This window comes from Psychrosphaera haliotis (assembly GCF_039523615.1).
Taxonomy (GTDB): Bacteria; Pseudomonadota; Gammaproteobacteria; order Enterobacterales; family Alteromonadaceae; genus Psychrosphaera; species Psychrosphaera haliotis.
In genome coordinates, this window is record NZ_BAAAFQ010000004.1 from 95559 (window position 1) to 120011 (window position 24453).

The 24453-nt window shown below is 38.1% G+C and carries 23 protein-coding genes; 11 read left to right on the plus strand and 12 right to left on the minus strand.

Going from position 1 to position 24453, the window contains the following annotated elements:
• Window positions 1–64: 64 nt before the first annotated feature.
• Genes ABD009_RS03115 through ABD009_RS03125 form a run of 3 tightly spaced genes read right to left on the minus strand, consistent with a single transcriptional unit; the run spans window position 65 to window position 1566 of the window.
• Window positions 65–1006 (minus strand): reverse transcriptase family protein, encoded by a 942-nt coding sequence (locus ABD009_RS03115; RefSeq protein WP_343822569.1) that lies wholly within the window; start codon window positions 1004–1006, stop codon window positions 65–67.
• Window positions 984–1289, minus strand: coding sequence for a helix-turn-helix domain-containing protein (locus tag ABD009_RS03120; protein ID WP_343822571.1), 306 nt, complete (start codon window positions 1287–1289; stop codon window positions 984–986). The genes ABD009_RS03115 and ABD009_RS03120 overlap by 23 nt, the downstream gene beginning before the upstream one ends.
• 46 nt (window positions 1290–1335) lie before the next feature.
• Window positions 1336–1566 (minus strand): hypothetical protein, encoded by a 231-nt coding sequence (locus ABD009_RS03125; protein ID WP_343822573.1) that lies wholly within the window; start codon window positions 1564–1566, stop codon window positions 1336–1338.
• A gap of 733 nt (window positions 1567–2299) precedes the next feature.
• On the opposite strand from ABD009_RS03125, the gene ABD009_RS03130 reads away from it, so the two are divergent.
• The gene (locus tag ABD009_RS03130) at window positions 2300–3949 is read left to right on the plus strand and encodes an FtsZ/tubulin family protein (RefSeq protein WP_343822575.1); all 1650 of its coding nucleotides are present in this window, start codon (window positions 2300–2302) and stop codon (window positions 3947–3949) included.
• A gap of 251 nt (window positions 3950–4200) precedes the next feature.
• On the opposite strand, the gene ABD009_RS03135 is transcribed toward ABD009_RS03130, so the two are convergent.
• The 3 genes from ABD009_RS03135 to ABD009_RS03145 all read right to left on the minus strand — a co-directional run bounded on the left by ABD009_RS03135 (window position 4201) and on the right by ABD009_RS03145 (window position 6390).
• Window positions 4201–4617, minus strand: a complete 417-nt coding sequence (locus ABD009_RS03135) for a hypothetical protein (protein ID WP_343822577.1) — start codon at window positions 4615–4617, stop codon at window positions 4201–4203.
• Window positions 4618–4627: 10 nt separating this feature from the next.
• Window positions 4628–5290, minus strand: coding sequence for a hypothetical protein (locus ABD009_RS03140; protein ID WP_343822579.1), 663 nt, complete (start codon window positions 5288–5290; stop codon window positions 4628–4630).
• A 389-nt stretch (window positions 5291–5679) separates the two neighbouring features.
• Window positions 5680–6390 (minus strand): hypothetical protein, encoded by a 711-nt coding sequence (locus ABD009_RS03145; protein ID WP_343822581.1) that lies wholly within the window; start codon window positions 6388–6390, stop codon window positions 5680–5682.
• 248 nt (window positions 6391–6638) lie between these two features.
• On the opposite strand from ABD009_RS03145, the gene ABD009_RS03150 reads away from it, so the two are divergent.
• From ABD009_RS03150 to ABD009_RS03180, 7 genes are all read left to right on the plus strand, one after another.
• Window positions 6639–6884 carry a hypothetical protein gene (locus tag ABD009_RS03150; protein ID WP_343822583.1) on the plus strand — a complete coding sequence of 82 codons (246 nt, stop codon included), beginning with the start codon at window positions 6639–6641 and terminating at the stop codon, window positions 6882–6884.
• A gap of 30 nt (window positions 6885–6914) precedes the next feature.
• Window positions 6915–7112, plus strand: coding sequence for a hypothetical protein (locus ABD009_RS03155; RefSeq protein ID WP_343822585.1), 198 nt, complete (start codon window positions 6915–6917; stop codon window positions 7110–7112).
• Window positions 7113–7248: 136 nt separating this feature from the next.
• Entirely contained in the window at window positions 7249–7830 is a 582-nt protein-coding gene (locus tag ABD009_RS03160; protein ID WP_343822587.1) for a hypothetical protein, read from the plus strand.
• Window positions 7831–8305: 475 nt separating this feature from the next.
• Complete coding sequence (locus tag ABD009_RS03165; protein WP_343822589.1) at window positions 8306–8605, plus strand: hypothetical protein; 300 nt, start codon at window positions 8306–8308, stop codon at window positions 8603–8605.
• Between the two features lie 679 nt (window positions 8606–9284).
• Window positions 9285–9839: a hypothetical protein gene (locus tag ABD009_RS03170; RefSeq protein WP_343822591.1), complete on the plus strand. Its 555-nt coding sequence runs from the start codon at window positions 9285–9287 to the stop codon at window positions 9837–9839.
• 406 nt (window positions 9840–10245) lie between these two features.
• Window positions 10246–11463: a phage major capsid protein gene (locus ABD009_RS03175; RefSeq protein WP_343822593.1), complete on the plus strand. Its 1218-nt coding sequence runs from the start codon at window positions 10246–10248 to the stop codon at window positions 11461–11463.
• Between the two features lie 56 nt (window positions 11464–11519).
• On the plus strand, window positions 11520–12155 hold the full coding sequence (locus ABD009_RS03180; protein ID WP_343822595.1) for a hypothetical protein: 636 nt from the start codon (window positions 11520–11522) through the stop codon (window positions 12153–12155).
• A 198-nt stretch (window positions 12156–12353) separates the two neighbouring features.
• Here the strand turns inward: ABD009_RS03180 and ABD009_RS03185 are convergent, their stop codons facing one another.
• The 4 genes from ABD009_RS03185 to ABD009_RS03200 form a co-directional block, all read right to left on the minus strand.
• Complete coding sequence (locus ABD009_RS03185) at window positions 12354–12938, minus strand: hypothetical protein (protein WP_343822597.1); 585 nt, start codon at window positions 12936–12938, stop codon at window positions 12354–12356.
• Window positions 12939–13016: 78 nt separating this feature from the next.
• A complete protein-coding gene (locus tag ABD009_RS03190; protein WP_343822599.1) occupies window positions 13017–13529 on the minus strand; it encodes a hypothetical protein in 513 nt (170 codons plus the stop codon).
• A 275-nt stretch (window positions 13530–13804) separates the two neighbouring features.
• Complete coding sequence (locus ABD009_RS03195; protein ID WP_343822601.1) at window positions 13805–14395, minus strand: hypothetical protein; 591 nt, start codon at window positions 14393–14395, stop codon at window positions 13805–13807.
• A gap of 144 nt (window positions 14396–14539) precedes the next feature.
• Window positions 14540–16270 carry a recombinase family protein gene (locus ABD009_RS03200; protein ID WP_343822603.1) on the minus strand — a complete coding sequence of 577 codons (1731 nt, stop codon included), beginning with the start codon at window positions 16268–16270 and terminating at the stop codon, window positions 14540–14542.
• A 12-nt stretch (window positions 16271–16282) separates the two neighbouring features.
• On the opposite strand from ABD009_RS03200, the gene ettA reads away from it, so the two are divergent.
• A complete protein-coding gene (gene ettA / locus ABD009_RS03205; protein WP_343822605.1) occupies window positions 16283–17959 on the plus strand; it encodes an energy-dependent translational throttle protein EttA in 1677 nt (558 codons plus the stop codon).
• A 119-nt stretch (window positions 17960–18078) separates the two neighbouring features.
• Entirely contained in the window at window positions 18079–18441 is a 363-nt protein-coding gene (locus ABD009_RS03210; protein WP_343822607.1) for a PilZ domain-containing protein, read from the plus strand.
• Window positions 18442–18552: 111 nt separating this feature from the next.
• Here ABD009_RS03210 and radA read toward each other — a convergent pair whose 3' ends face one another.
• On the minus strand, window positions 18553–19917 hold the full coding sequence (gene radA, locus ABD009_RS03215) for a DNA repair protein RadA (protein ID WP_155695342.1): 1365 nt from the start codon (window positions 19915–19917) through the stop codon (window positions 18553–18555).
• A 122-nt stretch (window positions 19918–20039) separates the two neighbouring features.
• Here radA and ABD009_RS03220 point away from each other — a divergent pair, with 122 nt between their 5' ends.
• Window positions 20040–22574: a PilZ domain-containing protein gene (locus tag ABD009_RS03220; RefSeq protein WP_343822621.1), complete on the plus strand. Its 2535-nt coding sequence runs from the start codon at window positions 20040–20042 to the stop codon at window positions 22572–22574.
• A 19-nt stretch (window positions 22575–22593) separates the two neighbouring features.
• On the opposite strand, the gene ABD009_RS03225 is transcribed toward ABD009_RS03220, so the two are convergent.
• Complete coding sequence (locus ABD009_RS03225; protein WP_343822623.1) at window positions 22594–24408, minus strand: TonB-dependent receptor plug domain-containing protein; 1815 nt, start codon at window positions 24406–24408, stop codon at window positions 22594–22596.
• Between the last annotated feature and the right edge of the window lie 45 nt (window positions 24409–24453).

A 24453-nucleotide genomic window follows, 5' to 3' on the forward strand; every position in this document is an offset into this window, starting at 1 on the left:
CCGACTAGAAAATAGACCTTACTTTTTCTTGATAGACTAAGAAAATTTAATTTCTTTACGTTTTTTAACTAATAATCGGCTTAACGTTATTTAGAATTTCTAGTAGTTGTTTCCCTTCTTTTGGGTGCATTCTTCTGAGGTTATTGACCTTTCCCAATGCACTGTTATACATACTTCTATATTCAGCAGTATTTTTATAACTTTGATCCGCTTGTGAGCATCTATAAACAATGGCTCTTATGATTTTACGCTTCTTTTTGGGTAATGTGGGTAAGTTCGAATTAACATTAATTCGATGAACATCTTGCTTCTTGCTACTCGGCATGATGCAATGTTTCTTTCTATTTGGCTTAACACCAATAGAAGATAACATCCCATAAATTTTAGAAATTATCCTCGGTATTTCTTTTTTATTTAGGAAACCTGAACTGGAAACAGTAATATCGTCAACATACCGAGTATAGGTTAAACCTTTACTTTTTAGTTCGTTAACTAAACGTGCTTCCCTTTTCCACAAGATTAAATTACAAATGAAGCTACTTGGTTTGGCACCTTGAACTAGACCTCCTTCAAAACACACTAATTCAGTTAAAAGTTTTGCTACGTCGTGTGACATGCCAAAAACACCAATCCACATTTGATAAACTATAGGGGCTTTAACTGATGGAAAAAAGTTGGTAACGTCTTCACTAATAACTATTTTTTTACCTGTGTGTTCAGCACAGTTTGACAAATAATCTCGTCCTTTTATGCTCCCTTTGAGAAAGTCCGGATATTCTACCTTTCTTAACAATACTGCACATATTCTTTCATGAACAGATTTGAGTTCAGGCCGAACATCATACGTATATCGAATGCTATTATCAGGCTTAACTTTTTTATGTGTTAGAAAGTAAAAAGAACTAGAATTAGTACGCAAATTGTTGGCTTGTTGTTCAGTAATACCTAACGCTTTATACAGCGAAGACAAGTTACATATTGATTCATGCGGGTAGTTCGGTATCACTTATGTCTTCTTCTATTAGCTTCAATGCAGTATGAGATAACATTTTTGTTAACTCTTTACTTACTCCGTCCAATTCATTTATGTCGGACGCTAAGAAAACAAATATGCTTACAGGAATATCTAATGCCTTACAAATATCAGAAACTGTTGTAAAATTAGGATCTCTCTTACCTTGCTCTAATAAAGACAAGTAAGATATTGAAAGATTGGTCCTTTTTGCTAAAGCTGTTTTAGTAAGACCTTTTTGGGTTCGACACAATTTTAGTGCTTTGCCTATATTCATAATATTAAAACCTTAAAAGTCGTGACCTGCTGTAAACACAGCAAAATCACAGCTCAGATAAACTATTAATTAACTTTAAAATAAATGGTAAACATTCAAGCACCTTACCCAACGAATCTAACAATTGAGAGTGCGATAGTGTTTCACCACTTTCTTCTAGTTCACTTATAGCTTTATCAAGCTGCCTGCGTTTACTGCTGTCTATGTCATCATGCAACTCTTCTCTGATTTTTTTCAAAATCTCGATCGAGTTATCTAAAAGAATATTATTTTTCATAACTAAAACCTTCTGTCTAATCAGTGCGAAATTGCACCAGCCGACAAAGCAAAATTGAACTGAATAGAAATGAGCATAGACAACACAGGTCACTCGTTTAGGCACCTTAAGGTGCCGTTCCAGCCGAAATTAATTTTTTACTCCCTGCTACATGACGCTTGTTAGATGCCATACGACGTTGGGGGTGTCAAATCAACTCTCTCTGGTTAGAAGATTGTTATTATCTAACAATCGACTCACAAGTGAGTCACTTACAAGTTCAATCAAAGGTTCTTCTTTTAAAGTGCATCAGGACGAAACATCCTGTACAAAACCTAGAATAGCATCACCTTTTACAATAGCAACCTTTTTTTGACTATCAGTCAAAAAACAAATCACACTGTTAATTTTAACTAGGCGCAGCAATAAAGTTTAAATCTTCTGTTTAATAGCCAATTAGCATAAGTTAACTTCGACCCTCATTTGGCAAAATTAAATTATGTCAGGTACACATCAATCGTTATTCACCTAATTGGTATTCCAAATACTCTTTTATGTCTATTCCTGGGCTTGGTTGTGGGTTACCTTTATCTTAGGGTTAACTCTGGCGAATGACTCAGAAGAGCGTGGAGCGGCCAATCGTTAAAACACACTCATAGACAAAAGAAGTTCAGAGTAGGATAATCTGATAAATAATATACACTTAGTAACAGCATTGAGATGCGTATTCTACGAAATTGGCAGGGAACGGATAATGATTGAATTAAAGGACGTTAATGAAGAAAATGCTTCAGTATGTATTGTCGCAATAGGTACGGTAGGATGTAGAATAATTGAGTATATTGAAGGGGAGTTCGAAAATTTCGAAAACCCCGCTCGATTATTTATTCACTCTTCTCAAACAAAATTGAATTCGATGACAGGTCGAGTTGATGAGCAATTCCATTTGTCACAAAACATAAAAGACAAGAAGTTGGAACTAGCAAATCGCCTCTCCGGTCATGATATTGTTTTCATTGTTGCAGGGCTTGGCGGTGAATCGGGAACTTACGTTTCTCCTCATGTTGCAGAAGTATCAAAGAATCAAGGAGCTTTAACAATAGGGCTTTTTTCACTTCCATTTAGCTTTGAAGGAAAACGAAAGCGTGACAGAGCTGGAAGCGCCTATAACAAATTGCAACAATACACCGATACCATTGTTTGTTTGGAAAATGACCGCTTTTTAGAGTCCAACATAGAAAGTAAAAGCCTGTCGAGAACATCAGACATTTTTCGAGACTCTAATATTCATTTTAAGTCCGCAATTAAAGGATTAACAAATTTAATAAATGGCAAAGGGATTATCAACGTTGATTTAGCAGACGTTAAAATTTGCTTGAGCGATATGGGACTTAGTACTGTTGGTGTTGCTGTCGGTCAAGGACAAGGAAGAGCAGACAACGTCATTTCACATATTCTAACGTCTCCAGCTTTTCAAAACTACAACGTAAAAAGTGCTAAATCTTGTGTTGTGACAATCGTTTCCGGATTGGATTTGACTATAGAAGAGTTTGAAACCTTGGGCAATTCTGTAAAAAACATAATTGGTGAGGAAGCAACAGTTGTTATAGGCACCGTCATTGATATTGGCAAGACCGACATGGAGGTTACTTTATTTGTCGCAGGTCTTCCAAGTCTCCCCAAATCTTTTGTATATGATCCTTTTGAATTAGAGGAATTCGACGTAGTCGAAATTTCAAAATCAATTTCATTTGAACCACACCATGCGAGTGCAGGTCTTTCAATTCTATCCTATTTCAACGAGTTTATTCATCAAAAGTATACTGGCACTCAAGCTAAAGTACACATAGAGCAGTTAGGAAATGTTGTTAAACTTATAATCCAATCACCTAGTGGCGAAGTGGAAGAGGTTGAAAGGTCATTGGAGGAGTTTGGACTGGTAGTGATTGGAGAAGTGCAAGCCCACGAAGTTTTAAAAAATGATTTTGATATCGCCAAACTGGAGATGAAACTGGAGATGGCAGCACTTGAACTCAAACAAAACGATAAACTTCTAGCAGTCTATAAAAGTGATAATCAAGAACTAAAAGAAAGAGTTCTATCACTTGAGGAATCTATAAAAGAATTGCAAAACTCTATTTGCAGCTCATTGAGAACTACACAGCAACAAATGACTCATTACAATAAGGAAATTCCTGCCTCCATAATTAAGCTACTCGAAAAGTCAATAGATAGTGGTATGAATGAAAGCTCTAAACAACTTTTAGAGGACAGTATTATGGACTATCGAGACAACCACAGTGTCATAAATTCGCTGAGGGAATTGGCAAAGAATACAATGTACGGAGTTTCTGGAAATACTACCTTCAATTATATAATGAGCATATTAAACAAATTACCTTAGAATCAAGTGCTAATGAAGACAACACACAGAGGCTAGTAGGGCTAAATAGTATTTTGCTAACGTTTACAATACTTGTTGTATGAGGTCGATTTATTTCAGAGTAATAAGAACCGGACTATACCTAAATGCACGCTTCTAGCATATTTGCGATGGTCAAACTTGGTTGACTTCTGTTAATTAAATAAAGAATATTCATTTAAGTTTAGTTTAGGCGGTTAACATGGCGTTAACGCGCCTAATTATGGCAAACTTTAAGTGGCCTTAGATATTCTATATTCCCTTTCAAACTCAACTAAAAAGCTACCAAGCTCTTTCACTGATAGTTCATCTTCAAAGTCATACCCAACCAAAGTAAGGCCATAGTTTTGCTTTCCAATAAGATTGTGCTTATTAAGTACTGCTTTAAAAGCCGTATCAGTTAATGCCGCCTTAGATATAGCCAGTCTCGGATAACCTCCTACTCTATCAAGGAAGTTTTTATCAGCCAGCCCTATAGCTAGTGGTGCGATCCCATTTGGGACAACGAAGCGGCTATCAACCCTAGTAAGGCCAAAATCCCGTAACTCAATAGCGTGCTTATCCGCTAGCTCTGACGCTGTGACTTTTGGTAGCGGCGCATAAGTATTAAACATATCTGGATCAATTTTATCTATTAATTCGGATTTCATTTTGTATTCCTTATTTGTCCAATTCTCTTACAGGATATTCGGTGGTTTCTTCAAGGTTTTCTTTTAAGAAACCAGAAAAGTCTAACTTGATCTTTCCATTCACTTCTCCACATAACCAATTGCCCCAATCTCCTATTTTGTCTTCCATAATTTCATTTATCGCTTCAACACCTATGACTTCTCCTTCCTTATACAATTCAGTAAATGTATTAAATACCGCATTTGCTGCTGTTATCGCCATAACGCCCACTTCGTCTTGAGTAAAACACGCTAATATCTGTAATGCGTAATAGTCATCGTCATTCATTCCGCTCCATTCCCCTGTGTTCAAATCATCACAGCTGTAACAAATTCCAGACGCGACACTATCCCAAACATCGTTAGGATCTTTGTCCATTACTAATTCAAAGCCACCACCAAGGCCACCAGCATCCATACCAAAGAGACGAATAGTAGTCGCTTTGATAATGGCAGTGCTAACATCGTAGTTTTGTATTGTATTGATCATTTGATCCAATGCGTGGAAATACACTCTATATGCGTAAGAATCAGATAAGTGAAGCTCAGGGTTATGCGTAGTCACCCTACCTTCTACCACCTTCGGAGACTGAATAACAAAAATGTTGTCGTCTAACACTTTGCCAGTGTAATTAGTTGGTATATATTTCTTCATAATATTTCCTTTTATTTTTAAACAACTGATTAATAGACAAAAAATGACCACAAACTGAATTCAGAACACGCCAAAAGCCCCACTCGACAAGTCGGTGGGGTATTCGCAAATTAGTAGCTAGCTACGGCGACTAATTTTGCTAGTCTAGTGATTAAAACCTAGACGCAAAAAATCCCCAGAGATTTCTCTAAGGGGATTCTTTTAAATTCTGTTTGTAATCAGCTTTCGCTAACCTTTAACAATCTATATTCTATTAAAAATATGTCAAGAACTTTATTCAATTGGGGCTTGTTTCGTAGTTAAGCAACCCCCTTTCTACGACTCTCTAAGGTTCAATAACGTACTTGAGTATGCGCACCAGCAACACGTTACCTGCTTATATTACCCATTCAGATTAAACCTTTCCTAGCCCGATAATCTGACACATAATTGTAGATCTCGCTACCCAGCTTAAGTGCCCCTAGTTTGTGATGGTATAGGGCTTTCCTATCCCTCGGCTCCATTTCCCTAAAGAGATTAAGAAGGCAATAATTATACTGTTCTTTTAGGTGTATTGCCCTTTTATCAGTCCTAACACCACAATTAGCCGCCTTAATTAAGTCATTTAATCGTTTTGGGTTAACTACCGAGGCCAACTTAACATCTACGTTATTAGGAAGGTTAATTACAGCGTTACATGGCGATTTGTAACGCTTGTTCGTATGTTTCACCTTAAGTAAACCGTCTTTATCGTATTTCGGTGATTTATCCTTAGGCCTACCAAGTTTCGCTTTAGTTTGAGATAACTCTTTCTTTTTCGCTTCTAATTCCTTCTCTAGCTTATCGTGCTTCGCTTTGATAAGGCGGTTAGATTTATCTAAGTCTTCTATTTTGGACTCCAATTTTCCTTGAGCCTCTTCTATTTTTTCCTTTTCCCATTCCACACGGTTTTCCGCGGAAGAATTTGAAGTTTTAAGTTCGCTTACCTTTCGTTCAAGTTCACTTATGTAAGCTACCATTTCTAGCGCTAGTTCTTTTAGTTTACTGTCCTGCTGAGATTCTATATCTCGCTTAACGTGATAATCAGAGAACAACTCTCCCCTTTTCCACACCTTGCTCATTTTTATCAACTTTCCTTCGTAATCCCTTCAAACTCTATATATACAAGTATAGGTTACGAACCAGTTAATAAAAAGTTTATTTACTAAACCCCTTTAACGCCTCCCGTAAGCCAATGGATACGTGGAGTTTATAAAGCACCCCTTAATAGAGAACAAGAGACCACCTAATTTCAGGGGAAAGCCCTTACCAAATTAACTAAAGACGTAAACTTTAAATTACGTCACTTACTACTTTAAGGAGTAACCATTTGTCAGTAAGTATCGCAAGAAAGATCATCTGTGAGTCTGAATTCGCAGGAAGCAATTCCGTTGAAAGAGCTGCTAGCCGCGCCCGATGGAGACGTATGGTTGAACGCAATGAAAAAGCGCCTGTAATTTCTGCGGGTGATAAAGAGGCCTTATTGCACATAGCTAAGGCTTTCGTAGCTTTAGACGCTTGCTCCAAGATGCGTACTCACTTGTCAAAGAGCATTGAAACCCTCTTTTATACCTAAATAGCTCGTATTACTACCTAGGAGTACAGCATGGCTAAGAACCCTAAAATATTAATTCTATCAGACACGTTAGATCGTATATCTGAAATGTACCCCAATATGAAAATGACTGATGTAGTTAACAATATTATTAAAGAACATATTCAAACAGGCGCTACAGGGCGCGGAGAATGGAATGGAAAGTTTCCAGAAATTAAAACAAAGCAGCACGTACAAGAAACAAAATAAGAAAAGTTCTAATAAAGTAAAAACGAACTTACTTGAACATGAGGAGATAACTACACTTAAACGGAAATCCGTCAGTAAGGCAACGGGCGAAGTTAAAGAACACGAATTTATAACTTTCGATACTGAGAAGTTATTTATGGACAATATCTCACTAATTAGATTTATAGAAGATATAAAATTAACCGTATTTGATAACGGTGGGAATACTCCTCATAGGTTTGAATTAGAATTTTCTATTAAACCTATCGTTGGTCAGGACAAAGAAACTGATCAATATATAAACTTTTTGGATCATACCTTAATTTGCAAACTTGGCGCTAACGATGGCCGCAAGCGCTTTATTGAAAAATGGAATGACGATGACGATAAAGAAAGTCGTATTTATCACTCAGCAATCATTGAACATATATTTAATATGTATGAAGAAGAATTAGATCGACCCATCAACCTATCCTCTAGGATTCCCCCCAGAGTTAAGAATAAACATCGTATGTGGTACGGCCTAAGTAAGACCGAAACTAATAAAGGAATTAAGATGGTTCCATTCACGGGCGCAGTTTGGCAAGGCACAGAAACAGGCGGGTTTGATGGTATGTTAGACGTCTTTATTGCTGGTGATATGTTCACATTCCGAGTGACCCCCGCTAACTTTAATAATGTTGGTGAGGATAAAGAAAGTAAGATTGTTGGTATCGGTAGACTGATTGGTAGATCTTGAGCTACTTTTCGGTAAGCCATACGTTTACCTGCCTCACTACGTTCGCATAGTTTGAACGTTCTTACTTTTATATTTCTTAACTCTACTCCGCTGCGCTATGTAGCCCGACCCGCGTCGGGGCGTTAACGTGGCTTCGCCTCGCGTGGCTTTTTGTGATAAATATTTTAGTTTTATTATATTTCAGATCATCAGCCACTCGTGGCTCGTTTTAGAGGTACGAAAAAATTAGCGGCCTGTCTATTACTGTATTTCCAAGAAAAGAGTTAATACCTACATACATAGCAATCGCTTAATAATATCAGTGTTAAACAGTCCCCATTGATACCGTAACTCACTTACCCCGTCAAACGAAGTGAAAATCACATTACAAATAGAGCCTAATAGCTCGCACGCATGAAAATTGCCTACGCCAAATGTGGCTGCTTAAGAGCTAGCCACCTTTTCTTATTACCTATAATCACAGACAAATACATATATGAACATAAAACAAAAATTACTAGAACAACTAGTTGGTGAAGTCACCCAAACAGGGGAAAACATATTCCAAATTGATATCACCGAAGATAATTTAGTTGGTAAAGTTAAAATAGACTTAAACCATGAAATCCCACGCTTGAACTTTACCATTGAAGGAGCAGTCGATACTGCAATGTGTGAAATGCTTCCACGCATAAAGAGCTTTAGGAATTCAGTAGGTAATATAACGAGAGATAAGTTCCTAGATAAAGATTACCCATTGAAGATAGGCGGTAAACGTTCCAAAAAAGTAAGTTAAGACCCTTCTTCTTCCTCAGAAGGAACTAAACACCCCAAGTCTATACGATTACCGAGGCGAATAGAGTTATTCCCGTAGAGTCTTTTAAAACGGCTTTAACGGGTTGACTCTAGGCAACAGCTTAGTTGGCTCGTCGCGGTTTTAATCCTCAAAAAATCCAAGCTTTATTTACGGTTAGTCCAGTTACAAACACAAAGGGAGAACATTATGATCGACAAACATCAATTGCAACGAGCTTTAAACAAGCAAAATAGCCGCATTTTTAATTATGAAGTGGCAAAGAGTGTAATAACAATATACCGGTATTCTTCAGGAAATCAGAAGAATACCGATATTGAAATATCTAATTTTTCCCGACCTAGAACACTGGTGTAAGACCCGCTGTTTTCCACTACTAACATATAGAAAACAGGCCCTAGGCCACGGATTGCATAACCTATACTGGGGGGGTGTAAAAATAAGTGCGATGATATACGGTTAACCTGCGCGCTCTAAATTTTAACGTTTTTTTGAACAACCAACCGCCCCAATCCAACACACCAAATAATCAATATCCGTCAATATTTACGAGATTCAGCAAGAATTTAGGCGCGTTTGCCTAACTAGCCGATATATCTAAAAGTCACTAACCCTCGTATTTAGAGAATTCGACAAATATAGACATTAGACCGAGAGTAAAATGAAAGCAAAACTACTGCGCCTTGAAGAAGGTGAACTAGAAATAGAACTAACCAAACGGTACAGAGTGTATGGAAAAGATATACTAGGCAAAGACCTGCTGAATCTAGACTTCACACACGTTCCTTGGTTAGACCAAATCGCCTTACTTAACGAGCTAAACATGGCTGACGAAGTTACAATTTTATACCACCCCGAAGTAATTCACTCCCTTCATAGTAAGTTCGAACAAAGCCCATACTGGGGTAAAGATCACTATGAAGCCCTAGCCATATTCCAGAAGGAATCAGCTAATAATGCTTTAGAATCCAAAGAAAATGCTAGGCGCGCTAGAGCTATGCTCCAACCTTTCGATATGAAAACTTCTAAGGCTCGAATTAAGAAAAATGCTGTAGTAACTCGCCTTGAGAAGAAAGGGTACTCACGCGATCTCGTTAAGAAATATGCGAATGAATACTTAGCCTTGAACGGTAGTGGCTTATTTAACCTTATCGAAGGTGAAGTCGTCGACATACTAGACGAATACATACTAGCTGCTTGTAAAGCAAGAAGTTAATCACTTTAGACAATCATACATTAATATTGGCAAGCTGTTTGTGCTTGGACAGAGCCTCAAGCTCCTTTATTGAATAACCAGTGCTCAATTATAGCCCTTATAGAATTAACTCAGGCTTAGTGTGAGTAAATCACTCCTATATAGATAAATTCCCTCCCTGATAACAGCCATATTTTTGACAATCCTGTCACGCGTCTCTGTACGCGGAGTTTAGCTACCACAATTGACTATTGTGTTTAGAGCTGATTCGCAGGTGTAAAAGGCTCAACTTTACTTTGCGGTTTAGCCCTTACGGGCGTTGATGTTGTGCTTGTTTATATAGGTTTAATCGTAAGTCCAGCAATACCGCTGGCGTGTATCTATTTAAGTCCAACAATTAGGTTGGCAAATACATTTAGGAAATGTAATGGAAATTAAAACTTATCCACATTACCAAGCCGTCGTAGCTCAAATTCAATCTATCGGCCAACCAGCATCAAATGATGGATTCGTATACCTCACCGACGATCAGAGAAAAGAACGTGACCTTTTAATCAATGCAATCGAATCAGTAGATTTAGCTGCTCTAAAGGCTAAACACCATGCTAATAAAATATTAACTAAATCTGCAAAAAGCCGAGAACAAGGACACGCTATGGACGTTAGTCAAACAATTACTGCCGCGATACAGGGGGCAATCAAATCAGCTACATTAGAACAGCAAGAAGTTCATGTTAAAGCATTAACTTCTTCTGACGCTGCATTTGCTATTGATTCATACGTGCAGTCTGGAATTGTTGAACGCGCTCGGAAAGCTCCTGGCCTATTGGGTGAAATTTCTATCGAAGTTTTACCTAGTATGGACTTTAAACCTGACTTAGTCGAAATTTCGCCTACGGTAGCCGCAAAATGGTCTGAGTCTGGATTGGCTGACAACTTTAAATACAGCGTAGTCGATACATCACATTTTGCTCAAGCTATCCCTTCTGATACTGGCTTTATGGGTACTTATAACGCTTCTGACGAAGTAGTTAGAGATCCTAAAACCAAAATTGTTGATATGGCTAACGAGTCACTTAATAAGTCTATTTCGGAAAGTCTAAGCGCTGAGCTTATTTCTGGAGATGGTGACTTAGGAGAAGCAGCTGGCGTATTTACAGAACTATTGGATTCAGATAATGGTTACGCAGAAGCTTACAAACCTTTGACAACCCGTAAACCATTTATTTTCGCAGCTATGAAGTCAGGCAAAAATTCGGCTTTGGGATCTGACTCCGTTACGGTATTAAGTAACCTTAAAGATCTTATATTTATGTTACCTGCCAACTATCGGAACCAATCTCCAGTGTTCGTGATGAAAGACTCTACTTGGAAAGCCATTCAGAAACTGCGCACAGCTGACTCTATTGTAAATATCGAGCCAGATAGCATTGATGGATATAAAGTCGTGACTGACGAAAACGTTGAAAACAATACTATCGGTTTCGGCGTACCAGACTTAGCTTTAGGCGTAGGCGTTTACAACACCAATGATGTTGTTAATCCATTCGCAATTGATGGTGCGGTTCGTTATACCCGTAAAGCTCGCTTTAAATCTTGGCCTAAAGCTAACGATGCATTTGTAGCGTTATTACCAGAAGCTTAGTAACGAATATTATGGGGGAATTATGTCCCCCTAAAATCACAAAAAAGGACAATAATATGACTTCAACAATTCAAGTGACACAACCACCACAAAGAAGCGAACAATTCGGAGGCCTAAAAGTAGCCTCCAAACCACAACATTTGCAAGACCCACACGAGAGTGATTTGGTAATCCTCACTGCGGGAACAAATAAACCAATTAAGGCCGATAAGAAGCAGTCATTTGGCGACTGCACTACGCAAGAAGACGTAGACTTATTTGATCGCTTACTAGCAAACACTAGCCGAGCGCACCCAACTGTTAACCAATATTCGTTAGATCGTGGCTCTAAAAAGATAACGGAATCGTTAGATTTTGAAGTAGTAGTACATAGTTTTATTGGCACTGCTGGTGGTGGTACTAATACTAGCCTTCAAACTTTGGGGAAGCGAACAACAATTATAGTTCCCGCGAAAGGATTAAAGCCAGAAAAACGAAAAGTGACTATTGTTTGGCAAGTAGATAAAGAAAACCTAGCCGAAAAATATAATATTGATAATCCGATCGAATACGAAGCATCAGAACGAATGTCTAGCCAAGAACGGTTTGGTCTTTCAGAAGGTGAATTGAATCGACGTAGGGTAATTGCGAGGCTGGAAGAGCTAGATCCTAATAAATTCGATAGACTCTTAGCCTTCGCTGAAACTCTTTAATCACATATAAGCCGTGATAACAGAACAAAACTCACTACTTGATAAAAGCTAGAATCAGGCAAATGCTCGCTATACGAAAAACTTTAAGATTATAAGTCTTCCACTGAACCTGTATTGATGAACCTAACCTAAAACAGCACTAGGCTAAGATGGTCACATGTTAACCTTTCAGGCAAAGTCTCTTGCTGTAGCTCGATACTATTTACAGCATTTGCACCTTTTCTTATAAGAACCACAAAAGCAATAATCCTTTTGCGACGTATTTCCCATAGCTAAATGTAATATCGAAGGATATAAAAGCTGTGCTTTTAGTTGGATTTCTTGAACTTGTTTCTGAGAAACCAACCTTAAATTACTTAGCCTTAGGTCGTTCATTTCCCTTTCTAAGGCTAAGTACTCGTCTAACACCTTACTAGAAATCAATGGAATTAGTTTTTGAGGTAAAAAATTATTAACGATCAGAGAGCTGACGCCATTGTCAGGACAAAAGCGAACGTTGTCTTTTCTGTTGAGATTTGGAGTAATGCAAATAAACTTTTGTTCTTTCGTTTTTACCACAGCATGAGCAGTTAGTTTAAGTGCAACATTTCCCATAATCGAAAATATCCAGCCTAATTGAACCTCACCACCAAATCTATCAATATAGGTATTGACGTTATTAAGACAGTTTTGCGGCAAAGCACCACTTGACGGTTTAATAGGAACTAAAATTGTTTCGTTTATTCCTGCCTTTCTTAGGATACTTTTGTCTATATTAGGTGGATCGAAATATTCCAATGCCATAAATCCTTTTGGTTACTTAGTCACTAATTTGAGTCTGGTTTGAAACTCTTAAGCAAAACAGCCTAACAAAAAATGTTTTTAGGGCGTGCAGGTATAGACCTTATATACTTGATCCTTACTTGGATTTACAGACATATAATAAGAGCGGAAATTCCCACGAACTTTATGCTTCCTAAATCGCTCTTGCTCAATCAAGTCTTGCCACGGATATAGCCACATTTCAGTAACAATATATTCCTCATTAAGATGCACAAACATCAAGTGGGTAGGAGCTTCCTCTCCTTCAATTTTTGGGATCGCACTAGTTCGAGTCCATCCACTATTTTTACCACGACGTGTTTTAACCGATATGGCCATTCCTGTCGTTGTCTCAACATCATGCTCGAAACTGTCATCTACAAGGTAGCCACCTACAGCAATCTTTGTATAGATTTCTCCCAGCCACCCTACTAGCTCATCTCCTTTAAGCACTTTTCCATCAGAGTAATCAGCAAGCATTTCTCTGATTTTTCTCTGAGTCATGGAAAGAGTTACGAATAGGCCTGAAAAATCCTTTTCTATTCGATCCATTGAGTCGAAATCTAAATCCATCGAAAACCTCTAACGCTTATTATTAAGAATTGATAGTAACACCCGTTTCTTCTTAAAAACAGGAACTGTATTTTCACATAAATAAAAACGGATGTACTCTAAGCGCTAAAATCGAAACTTCATTAAACCCTTTGCCAAATGACTTCTTCTGGCACATTTGGCGATTGTCAGATTTGATAGAGTGCTGTTAATCGAGTTGAGACTTATTCAAGAAGAATGCCCCTAGCATAATTATCTAGGGGCTTTTTTTTTTTTTTTTTTTTTTTTTTTTTTTTTTAATTATATTTGCTTTCTATGTCAAATTTACTCAACTCACCACTTTTGAATTTTTGTAAATCGCTTTTCAAGTGTTTAACCGAGTCGGCATTGAGATAGGCGGCGCTGTCATGAACACAAACACCGAAGCCACCACACGCTGTAATTACTAAATAATGACTGGTTCTATTTCCACTATAAAAGCTATATTTATATTTTAAACTAGAATTAAAATTACTATCAAATGTTAATATCTCTTTGTTAATTGTGTCGCCTTCAGATGTGGCCAGTTTATTCCAAGACTCATATTTATTAATCGCAATCAATACATTTTCTACGTCTTTTATATGAATAAAAAAGGCCATATTATTTTGACTACATCCATACTTTCCGCAACTTGCTCCGTATGAGTCCGCTATATACTGAATAGTGTCACCTTTAAGTGTGTCCATCCTCATTATCTTTGCGAATGTTGGCTTTTCGAAATATTGACTCGCAATGCTATTGAATTCCGCAATTTTTACACTTGTGGAATATCTTGCTTCTTTCAAGTTAACACTGGCGCAACCAGTAATTACAAAAGCCAAGACTAATATAAACAATTTTTTCATTTAACTTCCTTTTATTCTCTCACATTGAGGCTTATTTAAATTTTACTCGGTTTATTAATTGGATAAGTAGTTCCAGCTAAAATAGTAACCTTTAAATGCAAAACAAGTAAACACTTATAAATCAGGCAATTACCTTGCACTTATCTAGCTTAAATTGAATTGTGAGTTAAATTCGCTGCCTTTTGGAGTAGCCGTAAAGCTCCATGTCTCGGTCTTATAATCAAACGCCACATAACGGCTTTGACCGTTCTTAAATATGATGTTGTAGCATAAATTCGCCCTACTCTTTTCAAATGGGTTTCTAACTTCCCAAATATGCTCAATTACTTCTTTAGGTGCTTTAGCCTTGAAGTCTTGCCATTGCTGTTCAGTTTTCCATTGCTCACCGTAACGATAGATGTCTATACGTGATATATAAGCCCGTAAGTGGTCTTTAAGGCGTAATCTAAGATCGTTTGGTATACCATCTGCTTTAGCCTGTTTTAATAGCTCTAAGAACTCCTCGCTGGTACCTGTCTGAATATGCGTAGCCTTTTCTATCTCAGCCGTTAAGTTCAATATCTTAGGTTCTAATTCATTTAGCTTATCGTTATCACCGCCAACATCATTTTTATATTCATCGAGAGTCATAAGGCCTTCTTTAAACAATATATTGGCTCGCTCTTTACCCACCAACAACTTATCCCGTATATCGATTATTACGGCAAGTTGCGCCTTTAGCTGATTGACATCGACTTTATCTTCAAATAACAAATTGTAATTAACTTCATCGCTACATAATTCAACTAGTACTTTCTCTAGGAACCTTGCTGGGTGACTGCCACCAGCACATTCTGTGGTTTGTTGTTTAGCGTGCGCGCTGCACCTTACAGCCGCCCGTTTATTTTTAAAGTTTTGTGGGACAATACTGCCACCACAATAGCCGCATTTGGCCAATCCAATGTAAAAAATGCTGGGGTGTTTAGTGCGATGAACTTGGCTTCCTACCCTATTTTCTCTTACTTCTTTGGCCTTGTAGTAAAGTTCTTTAGATATCGCTGGCGGAAAATAATCGTTTATCGTAACTTCTTGATGGTCATTAGTTCGGTTGAAAGTTTTAGCGCCAATCACGCTCTCATTTCGAAGGATTTTAGAAACGGCTGTTTCGCCCCAAACCTTATTATTAATGTCTTTTCGGCGGTAATCGAAATTACCCCAAGGCTCTACGTTAGCATTAAGCCAACCAACGATTGCATTTGCTCCCAAGCCACCTATATACTTCTCATATATTATCTTTATAACAGCAGCTCTATCATCGTTAAGCGTATATCCTGTTATTTTCCTACCTTCGTATTTTTTATCTATCCAACTTGGTACATTACCAACATTTACAAGGGCCGTTTTGTCGCCCGATTTAATTGCATTTAATCTAGTTTGATAACTATCTTTCGTACGGTTACTTCTATTTTCAGATTCTGCATGAGCAGCTCCCGCATTCACTAGCGGAAGAATTATTTCTTCTATTTTCTTCAGGCTATCTATTGTTTTATTACTCGCAGAAAAATGTAACTTAAACCCTGATTTTATAATCGTATTCATCAAGGTTATTACTTCAACTGGTTCCATTCTTGAAAAACGAGTTTGGTCATAAATTACAATTATGCTGCCGCCAGCGTATAAACCAGATAAAACTAGATTCATAATCGTATCAATATTACCGCCTTTAAAAGCAGATTCACTTTCCGAAATATCGTCTAATCTTACAAAGCTTTGGTCTTCTTCCATTAGCCGATTAATCGCTGTATTATTACTCTTAATCTGAATGTCTAAACCGATACCTTCTTTCGATTGTTTTTTAGTCGATACTCGGTTGTAGCTAACAATAATTTTTTTCATAAAGGACTTCCTATGGTAATGCCCGATAAATTCATATTTTCTATGAATCGAGTGTCAAAGTATATACCCACGTCTAAACGTACAATTTTAAAAGACATTTCTCTTAGTTTTTTCCCTGGCGCAAAAATTGGTGTTTTAGGTCTAAACGGCGCGGGTAAATCAACTTTACTTCGCATTATGGCTGGATTAGATACTGAAATTGAAGGCGAAGCTCGCCCAATGGCTGGCATTAAAATTGGTTACCTTCCTCAAGAGCCGGTTTTGGATGCATCAAAAACAGTTCGCGAGATTGTTGAAGAGTCTGTCACTGATGTTAAAAATGCATTAACTCGATTAGATGAAGTTTATGCTGAATACGCATTAGAAAATGCAGATTTTGACGCTTTGGCAAAAGAACAAGGCGAACTAGAAGCTGTCATTCAATCAAAAGACGGTCACAACCTAGAGCATCAATTAGAAATTGCCGCAGATGCACTTAGATTACCGCCTTGGGATGCAAACATCGAACACCTATCAGGTGGTGAACGCCGACGAGTTGCTATTTGTCGCTTGTTGCTAGATAAGCCAGACATGTTACTGCTCGATGAGCCTACCAACCATTTGGATGCTGAGTCTGTTGCTTGGCTTGAGCGCTTCTTACATGAATATGAAGGTACAGTTGTAGCAATTACCCACGATAGATACTTCTTAGATAATGTTGCGGGTTGGATATTAGAACTAGACCGAGGCGAAGGTATTCCTTGGGAAGGTAATTACTCTAGTTGGCTTGAGCAAAAGGATATTCGTTTAGCGCAAGAGCAACGTACTGAAAAATCGCGCCAAAAGTCTATTCAACAAGAATTGGAGTGGGTTCGTTCAAACCCTAAAGCACGTCAATCAAAATCAAAAGCTCGTTTAGCTCGATTTGAAGAAATGCAGCAAAATGATTATCAAAAACGTAATGAAACAAATGAATTATACATCCCACCTGGGCCTCGACTAGGTGATAAAGTTATTGAAGTTAAAAACTTGCGTAAGAGCTTTGGCGATCGAGTTTTAATTGATGACTTAAGCTTCACAATGCCAAAAGGCAGTATTGTTGGAATTATTGGCCCTAACGGTGCCGGTAAATCCACTCTATTTAAATTACTAAGCGATGCAGAAAAGCCAGATTCTGGCGATGTTATTGTTGGTGATACCGTGGCTTTATCTTCTGTTGACCAGTTTAGGGATAGCATGGATGACTCTAAAACGGTATACGAAGAAGTTTCTGAAGGTAGCGATATCATTCAAGTGGGCAACTTTGAAGTTCCATCAAGAGCTTACGTTAGTCGCTTTAACTTCAAAGGTTCAGACCAACAAAAACGTATTGGTGACTTATCTGGTGGTGAGCGTAACCGTGTTCACTTAGCTAAATTAGTAAAAGCTGGCGGCAACGTACTGCTGCTCGATGAGCCAACCAACGACTTGGATATTGAAACCCTTCGGGCACTGGAGAACGCTATTTTAGAGTTCCCAGGTAGCGCGATGGTAATTTCGCATGACCGTTGGTTCCTAGATAGAATAGCGACACACATAATTGACTACAGAGATGAAGGCCATATTGAGTTCTTTGAAGGTAACTATACTGAATATGAAGAATGGTTTAAGAAAACATATGGTGCAGCCGCCGCAGAGCCGCACAGAATAAAATACAAACGTCTTAAGTAATTAACTCTTTTTAAAACGTCACATTAAGTGGCGTTTTTTTTACTTTTTTAAACCAGTTACTTTTTAATCACCCACTTCCATGCTATTACTAATACAACAGATAATTGATAGGATGATCAATGGAAAACAAACGCCAATACACTCGTGTTCTTTTTTCAACGCCAGCTGTACTAAAAGTTGACCATAAGGTATTTGATACCAGTATTATTGACCTCTCTTTAAAAGGTGCATTAATCTCTACACCAGACTCATTAGGAGATAATACGGGCGCTGAGGCCACCTTGGAATTTGTCTTAGAAGGCTCAGAGGTTCATATTGATATGCAAGGAAATATAGCGCACTGCGAACCGCACAGTGTTGGCTTAACTTGGTCTAAGATAGATATTGAGAGCATGACGCATTTGCGCCGCTTGTTAGAACTTAACGTTGGTGACGCTGATTTATTAGAACGCCAATTGGAAAATTTATCAGTTAGTGATTAAGTTTTTAGGTGAACGTAAACTTAACCACCGAACTAACAAAAGATTTATCAAAATGCTTAATAAGAAATTTGATAAATACGGTTACATTTAATTAGAGCGTCATTAAAAAAACTAAAGATGCTCTAGTGCTTCACTTAACCTTGATATTCCAATCACCTTCATCCCTGAAATAGGCTCTTTCGGCATATTTGCTTTAGGTACTATTGCCTTTTTAAAACCATGTTTTGCCGCCTCTTTAAGTCTTTCCTGCCCGCTGGGAACCGGTCTTATTTCACCTGCTAACCCTACTTCACCAAAAACAACTAACTCTCTGTCGAGTGGATTGTCTCTGAAGCTCGACACCATGGCCAATAAAAGTGCTAAATCCGCGCTGGTTTCTGTCACCTTTACACCACCAACAACGTTCACAAAAACATCTTGGTCGCCTAACATTAAACCACCATGTCGATGCAATACTGCTAACAACATCGCTAATCGGTTTTGATCTAAACCAACAGCAATACGTCGAGGGTTGCCTAACTGTGAACTATCAACCAATGCCTGTATTTCCACTAGCAGCGGCCTTGTTCCTTCCCATAGCACCATAACCGAGCTACCGGCAGAGTCGCCATCGGCTCTATTTAAGAAAATTGCTGAAGGGTTGCTGACCTCTTTTAACCCTTTGTCCGTCATTGCAAAAACACCTAGCTCATTGACTGCGCCAAACCGGTTTTTTTGACCACGCATAGTTCGGTAACGTCCATCTGCATCACCATCCACCATGACGCTGGCGTCAATACAGTGCTCCAATACTTTAGGGCCGGCTAATGTGCCATCTTTTGTCACATGGCCAACCATAAATACAGCAATATTATTTTGTTTAGCAAATCGAGTTAGAAACGCCGCTCCTTCTCTAACTTGAGACACACTACCCGGCGCTGAGCTAATATCTTGAACATGCATAACTTGAATTGAGTCCACTACTATAATTTGTGGCTTCAAGTTCTCTGCATGAGTGCAAATAGCTTCTACGCTGGTTTCAGCCAATACATTTAGTTTATCCGTTGGCAAGCCTAATCGATGCGCGCGCATAGCGACTTGCTGGAGACTTTCTTCACCCGTTACATAAAGTGCCGTCATATGCTCAGATAGGTAACACATGGTTTGCAATAACAATGTACTTTTACCGGCCCCAGGACTACCACCAATTAGAATGGCTGAACCAGGAACTACACCACCGCCTAACACTCTATCAAACTCCTGATAGCCGGTACTGAACCTTGGTAATTCCTGCAGGTTTATTTTGTCCAGAGTTTGTACCTTATTTTCCACTCTGCCCGCATAGCCTTCATAACGAGATGCGCTTTTAGTCGATTTAGGCGCTAACTTGATTTCAGAGATGGTATTCCACTCTTTACACTCACCACATTGCCCTTGCCATCTGGCAAATTCGGCCCCACAATCACTACAAACAAATGCTGTTTTACTTTTCGCCATGTTAACTTCCTACTATACTTGCGTGGCACGTATGTTGCTTAATCTGATAAAAATGACAAATTATAGTCGAGCTGTCTAGTGCTGATAAGTACTAATTGAACTAAATGGATAACTATTACTAAATGACTACTGAGCTTCAAGAATTCAATCACTTAATTGAAGACCTTAAATCAGTTATAAACGAACCTAACTTTGACAAAGAATTTAAGTCAAAGGCTAACGACGTGCCTAAATCCAAACAGTTCTTAATCAAAATGGAATTAAAGAGATTAGCTCAGCCCACGACTAGGGTAATCGACTTAAGAGGTCATGTTGTTGGCGAACCGAGTCAATTTGAATACCAAGGAAAAATTCATTATTTAGATGAAGTGGCCAAAAATATATTTAAATCTCAAGTAGAAAAATTTGGTCAATATACGGTAGGTTGTTACGAAGAAGTAATGAATGCGGAAAATAATCACCGGGTTCTTCATAAAAAAGAGCAACAAGAACGTTTAGAAGAAGCACAACAGCTCAACTCACCTAACGCTGCACCAATACTTAAGCAAAAAGAAACTATTGCCAAACAGCTAATTGGTCATACTGTTGAATTCACACATTATGGTATACGTGCTGAAGAAAGAATGAATTTTAGCATTGCCATTGAAATTCAGTTTGGATTAGGTGACGTAGTAAAAGCTCAAAGTAGTGATTTATCCGTTGGAGGAATTAAAGTTCGTCTTCCTAAAGTACGAGCTGTAGATATAGATCAGAAGCTTGCGATTTACTTGGTTGGCTTAGAGGAAGAGTTTGAATTAGGCCTAAAGGATGGCATTGAATATCAAGTAGTAGGTATTGATGCTATTAACGAAACACAAAAATATGTGCGCTTAAAAAGAACGTTTAGCGAGGATATTGCAGCTTTTGATGAGTTTTTAGCGAACTTTATAAATGGTAATAAACGACGCTATAAAGTTAATTTTGACAATACGATTGAAGCCGCCACTATTAAAGGTTTTGAACAATACTACTTACCTCGCTTAACATCACTGCCTTTGTATATAAGACACGTTAAAGATAGATACGTGCCTACGATTGCGCTGGCAACTGAAAACAACAGAGCAATTTTAGGGTATTTTAGTGATGAAAATAAAAACTTAGTTTTCCAACAAATTTTATCGCAAAAACGCTTACTCACCTTGATATCTCAAGAGGCTGAAATAAAACAAACGCTGCTGTTTTGCTTTACTCATGCCAAAGCTGGCCGCCTATACTTTTATTCAGCAACGCTTGAAGAGCTCAATAAAGATGACACGTTAAAACAACAGTTTATTGGTTTTGGTAGCCAAAAGGAAAGTTGGCAGGTGTTTAAACTCCAATTGGCAAAAACGTCATATGATGATGCTCATTTACCATTATCCATACCCGACACAGCAAGCGAAGAAATTAAGAAGTTAAACCGCCCACCTCCACCTCGAGTGCAAGGCTTACTAAAAGATTTGTCCTATATTGTGACATTAACTTCATTAAAAAATGACGCTTCAACTTTGCAGTATCAAGATCAGTACAAATATGAACAGTCGAAGTTAAATTTACTGAAAACCTTTAGCCACGGAAAGCTAAGTAAATACATTAACATTGAAGTTGACTCAATTGACTACGTAAATTTACGTTCAGAAGAACGATACCTATACAAAACGACAGTGAATATTGAACTTGTTGATGATGAGGCCAACTTTATTAAAGGTTCAAGCCGAGATATTTCTAGTTACGGACTTCAAGTGGTTTTAGAATCTCCCTGTGAGTTTAAGAAAGCTGATATTTTGTTGTTAGCGTTACCTGAACTACAGCGAGTCACAAATAAATACAAATTAGAGAAACTACCTTATGAAGTAATGGCGGTTTCTAAAGATAAACTAACAATGAACTTAAGAGTTTATGACCCTAGAGGGGGCCACCAAGGGCGTCAGTTTTTCTATAAGCTTATTAAGCAAAATGCCGCTAAATTAACACCTGCAAAAATGGAAAGTAAATATCCAGGGCTTTCTAAAGCGCTCCGAAATATCTTTGCTAAAAACAGTAAAAACATGGCGGTTTACTTCAGTAAACATCAAAAGAAAGTAGAAATAAATATGGTAGGAAAAGGACCGCAGCCTAATTTATTTCATCACCTAATGAAACAGTTCCCTGTTGGTAAAGATTCAATAAACCTATACCCATTGGTAAAAGACAATACTGTACAAAAAGCGTTTACACCAATCCTTAATGAGTTGGAGCGAACTGACAGACCGAAACAGGTAGATCTGTACATTAGATATCGTCCTAATCAAGCTACAGTGCAACGAAGTTTTGTGTGTTATTTTGGCGACCAGTTTTTGGCTCAAGACATGTTAGAAAGCTTTGTTATGGCCGCAGTCAAAAAGGATGTTTTTCTAGCATTTAGAATATTCGTTTCTAAAACGGGACGTCCCGACATGGACTATGTTAGCAACGAAATTAAATATATAAATCATTACGCGATGCACAAAGCTAAAGAAATTGAGAGCAAGCTATGGAATGTGATCGGTGTAGCTGATGTTATTGATATTTCTGATGAAGTAATGGTAAAAACTGGCATTAATACCGCGACAATTGAAAATCAGCAGATCATAAAAAATGACCTGCTGAATAAGTGGTAGTTAACCCTAAAACATTCCGTTACAGGTTAATTACTACTCCCAAATAAGCTTGTCGGCCTGCAACGTTATAACCAACGGCTGTTGGCTCAGACTTGTCAAACGCATCTTTTATCGAAAGTGTTAACTTTACTTCTTCATTTAGCTGATAATGTAAATTCACATTTGTAGCCATAAATGAATCAAGCTTCGTTATGGAGCCATCCCAGCTTGTTTGCTGACGTTCGCCGCTGTATTTAAATTCAACTGAACTAGCAAAGCCTTTGTCTGTTTGATAGCTCATTAAATAGCTATACTTTTGTTTTGCTCTTAAAGGCAAACGAGTATTGGTTGATTCATCAATAGCATCTATCCAGGCTGCAGACAGTACATGTGTTAAACCTAAAAACTCGCCATTAACATCTAGTTCATAACCTTTAATATTCGCGTCTTTGACGTTTTGAGGTTGATACACAAAATTGCTATCTGGCGTCCATTCAATTAGGTTTTTGATATCATTATTGAAATAAGTCGCACTAAAAGAGAAATCATCAAAGCTTTGTTCATAGCGAATTTCATAATTATTTGAGCGTTCTGATTCTAAAGTATCATTGCCTACAGAAAAGCCGTCAGCAGGCCAATATAGGTCGTTAAAGGTTGGAACTTTAAAGCCCGTACCTTGCATAACGGTAACTATACTTTTAGGCGTAATTTGATAACCGATAGCAATATTATGCGTAAACTCTGAATCAACTGACTCTATATAGTCATATCTTAGTGAGCTTTCAATAATCCAGTTATTTTCGGAATACATACCTTGTGCAAATACAGCCGAAAGGTCTCGATGATCAACGTCCAATACTAAGTCACCTTCAACTTCTTCTGTTAAAAGGTCGGTACCTATTGTAAATGAAGCATGCTTTGAAATAGTTGTGGTATTCAATGCACTAAGTTGCATACGCTTCGTTATTATTCGCTCACCACTTGGTATAGAACTGCCTTCCACTAATGTCTCTGAGTCGTCTCTTTGATCAGAAAAGCTAAACTCACTAACATTGTCTTCCCAGCGATAAATACCACCGACTTTCATTAGTTTATTTTGAAACTCTGTAGAGTTGGAACCGCCCCACTGTGAATCATACTGATTGTCACCTTGGTCAACATTAAGCTGCCAGGTTAATTTCAATTTTGAGTCAATATTTTGGAAACCATTTAACGCAAACGATTGATAAGAGTAGCCATCTTTATCTGGCTCTACACCAGATAAAACATCAAAGCCTTCACTCTCTTGATGATCCACTAAAAATGAAGTTTGGCCATCTCCATGTTCCAAAGAAGTTTGAAACCGTATAGATTCAAATCTATCTGTACCTATTTTCATTGCTAATGACGTGGCAGGTGTTGTTTTAGTGAAAATTTGAATTACACCACCAATCGCTTCTGAGCCCCAAAGAGAGGCTCTTGCACCTCTTACAATCTCGATACGTTCAATATTGTTTACTGCCAGCTTTTGCGTATCTGCTAGTCCCAGCGTAGACGAACTAATTCGAACACCATCCACTAACACTAATGTATGGCCAGCGTTGCCGCCACGCAGAAACAAAGACGCGTTTTGTCCTCGACCACCTGTAGAGGATATATCAATTGCAGCATAGCTACTTAAGAGATCCGTTATAGATATAGGAGCGAGTTGCTCTATATCGTCAGCGGTTATGACTATTTGAGAAGATAATGAAGTGTTTAACGAGGCTTCAGTGCGATAACCTGTCGTAGTGATAATTTCTAGCTCTTCTGTTGCTAAACTTTGGTTTGTATTTAGTAAGGTCAACAAAGCGACCGATATGATTGTTTTTTTCATTTGCCTCTGCCTTAGGTGCCCTCCGCACCTAGTTTTGATCCGTAG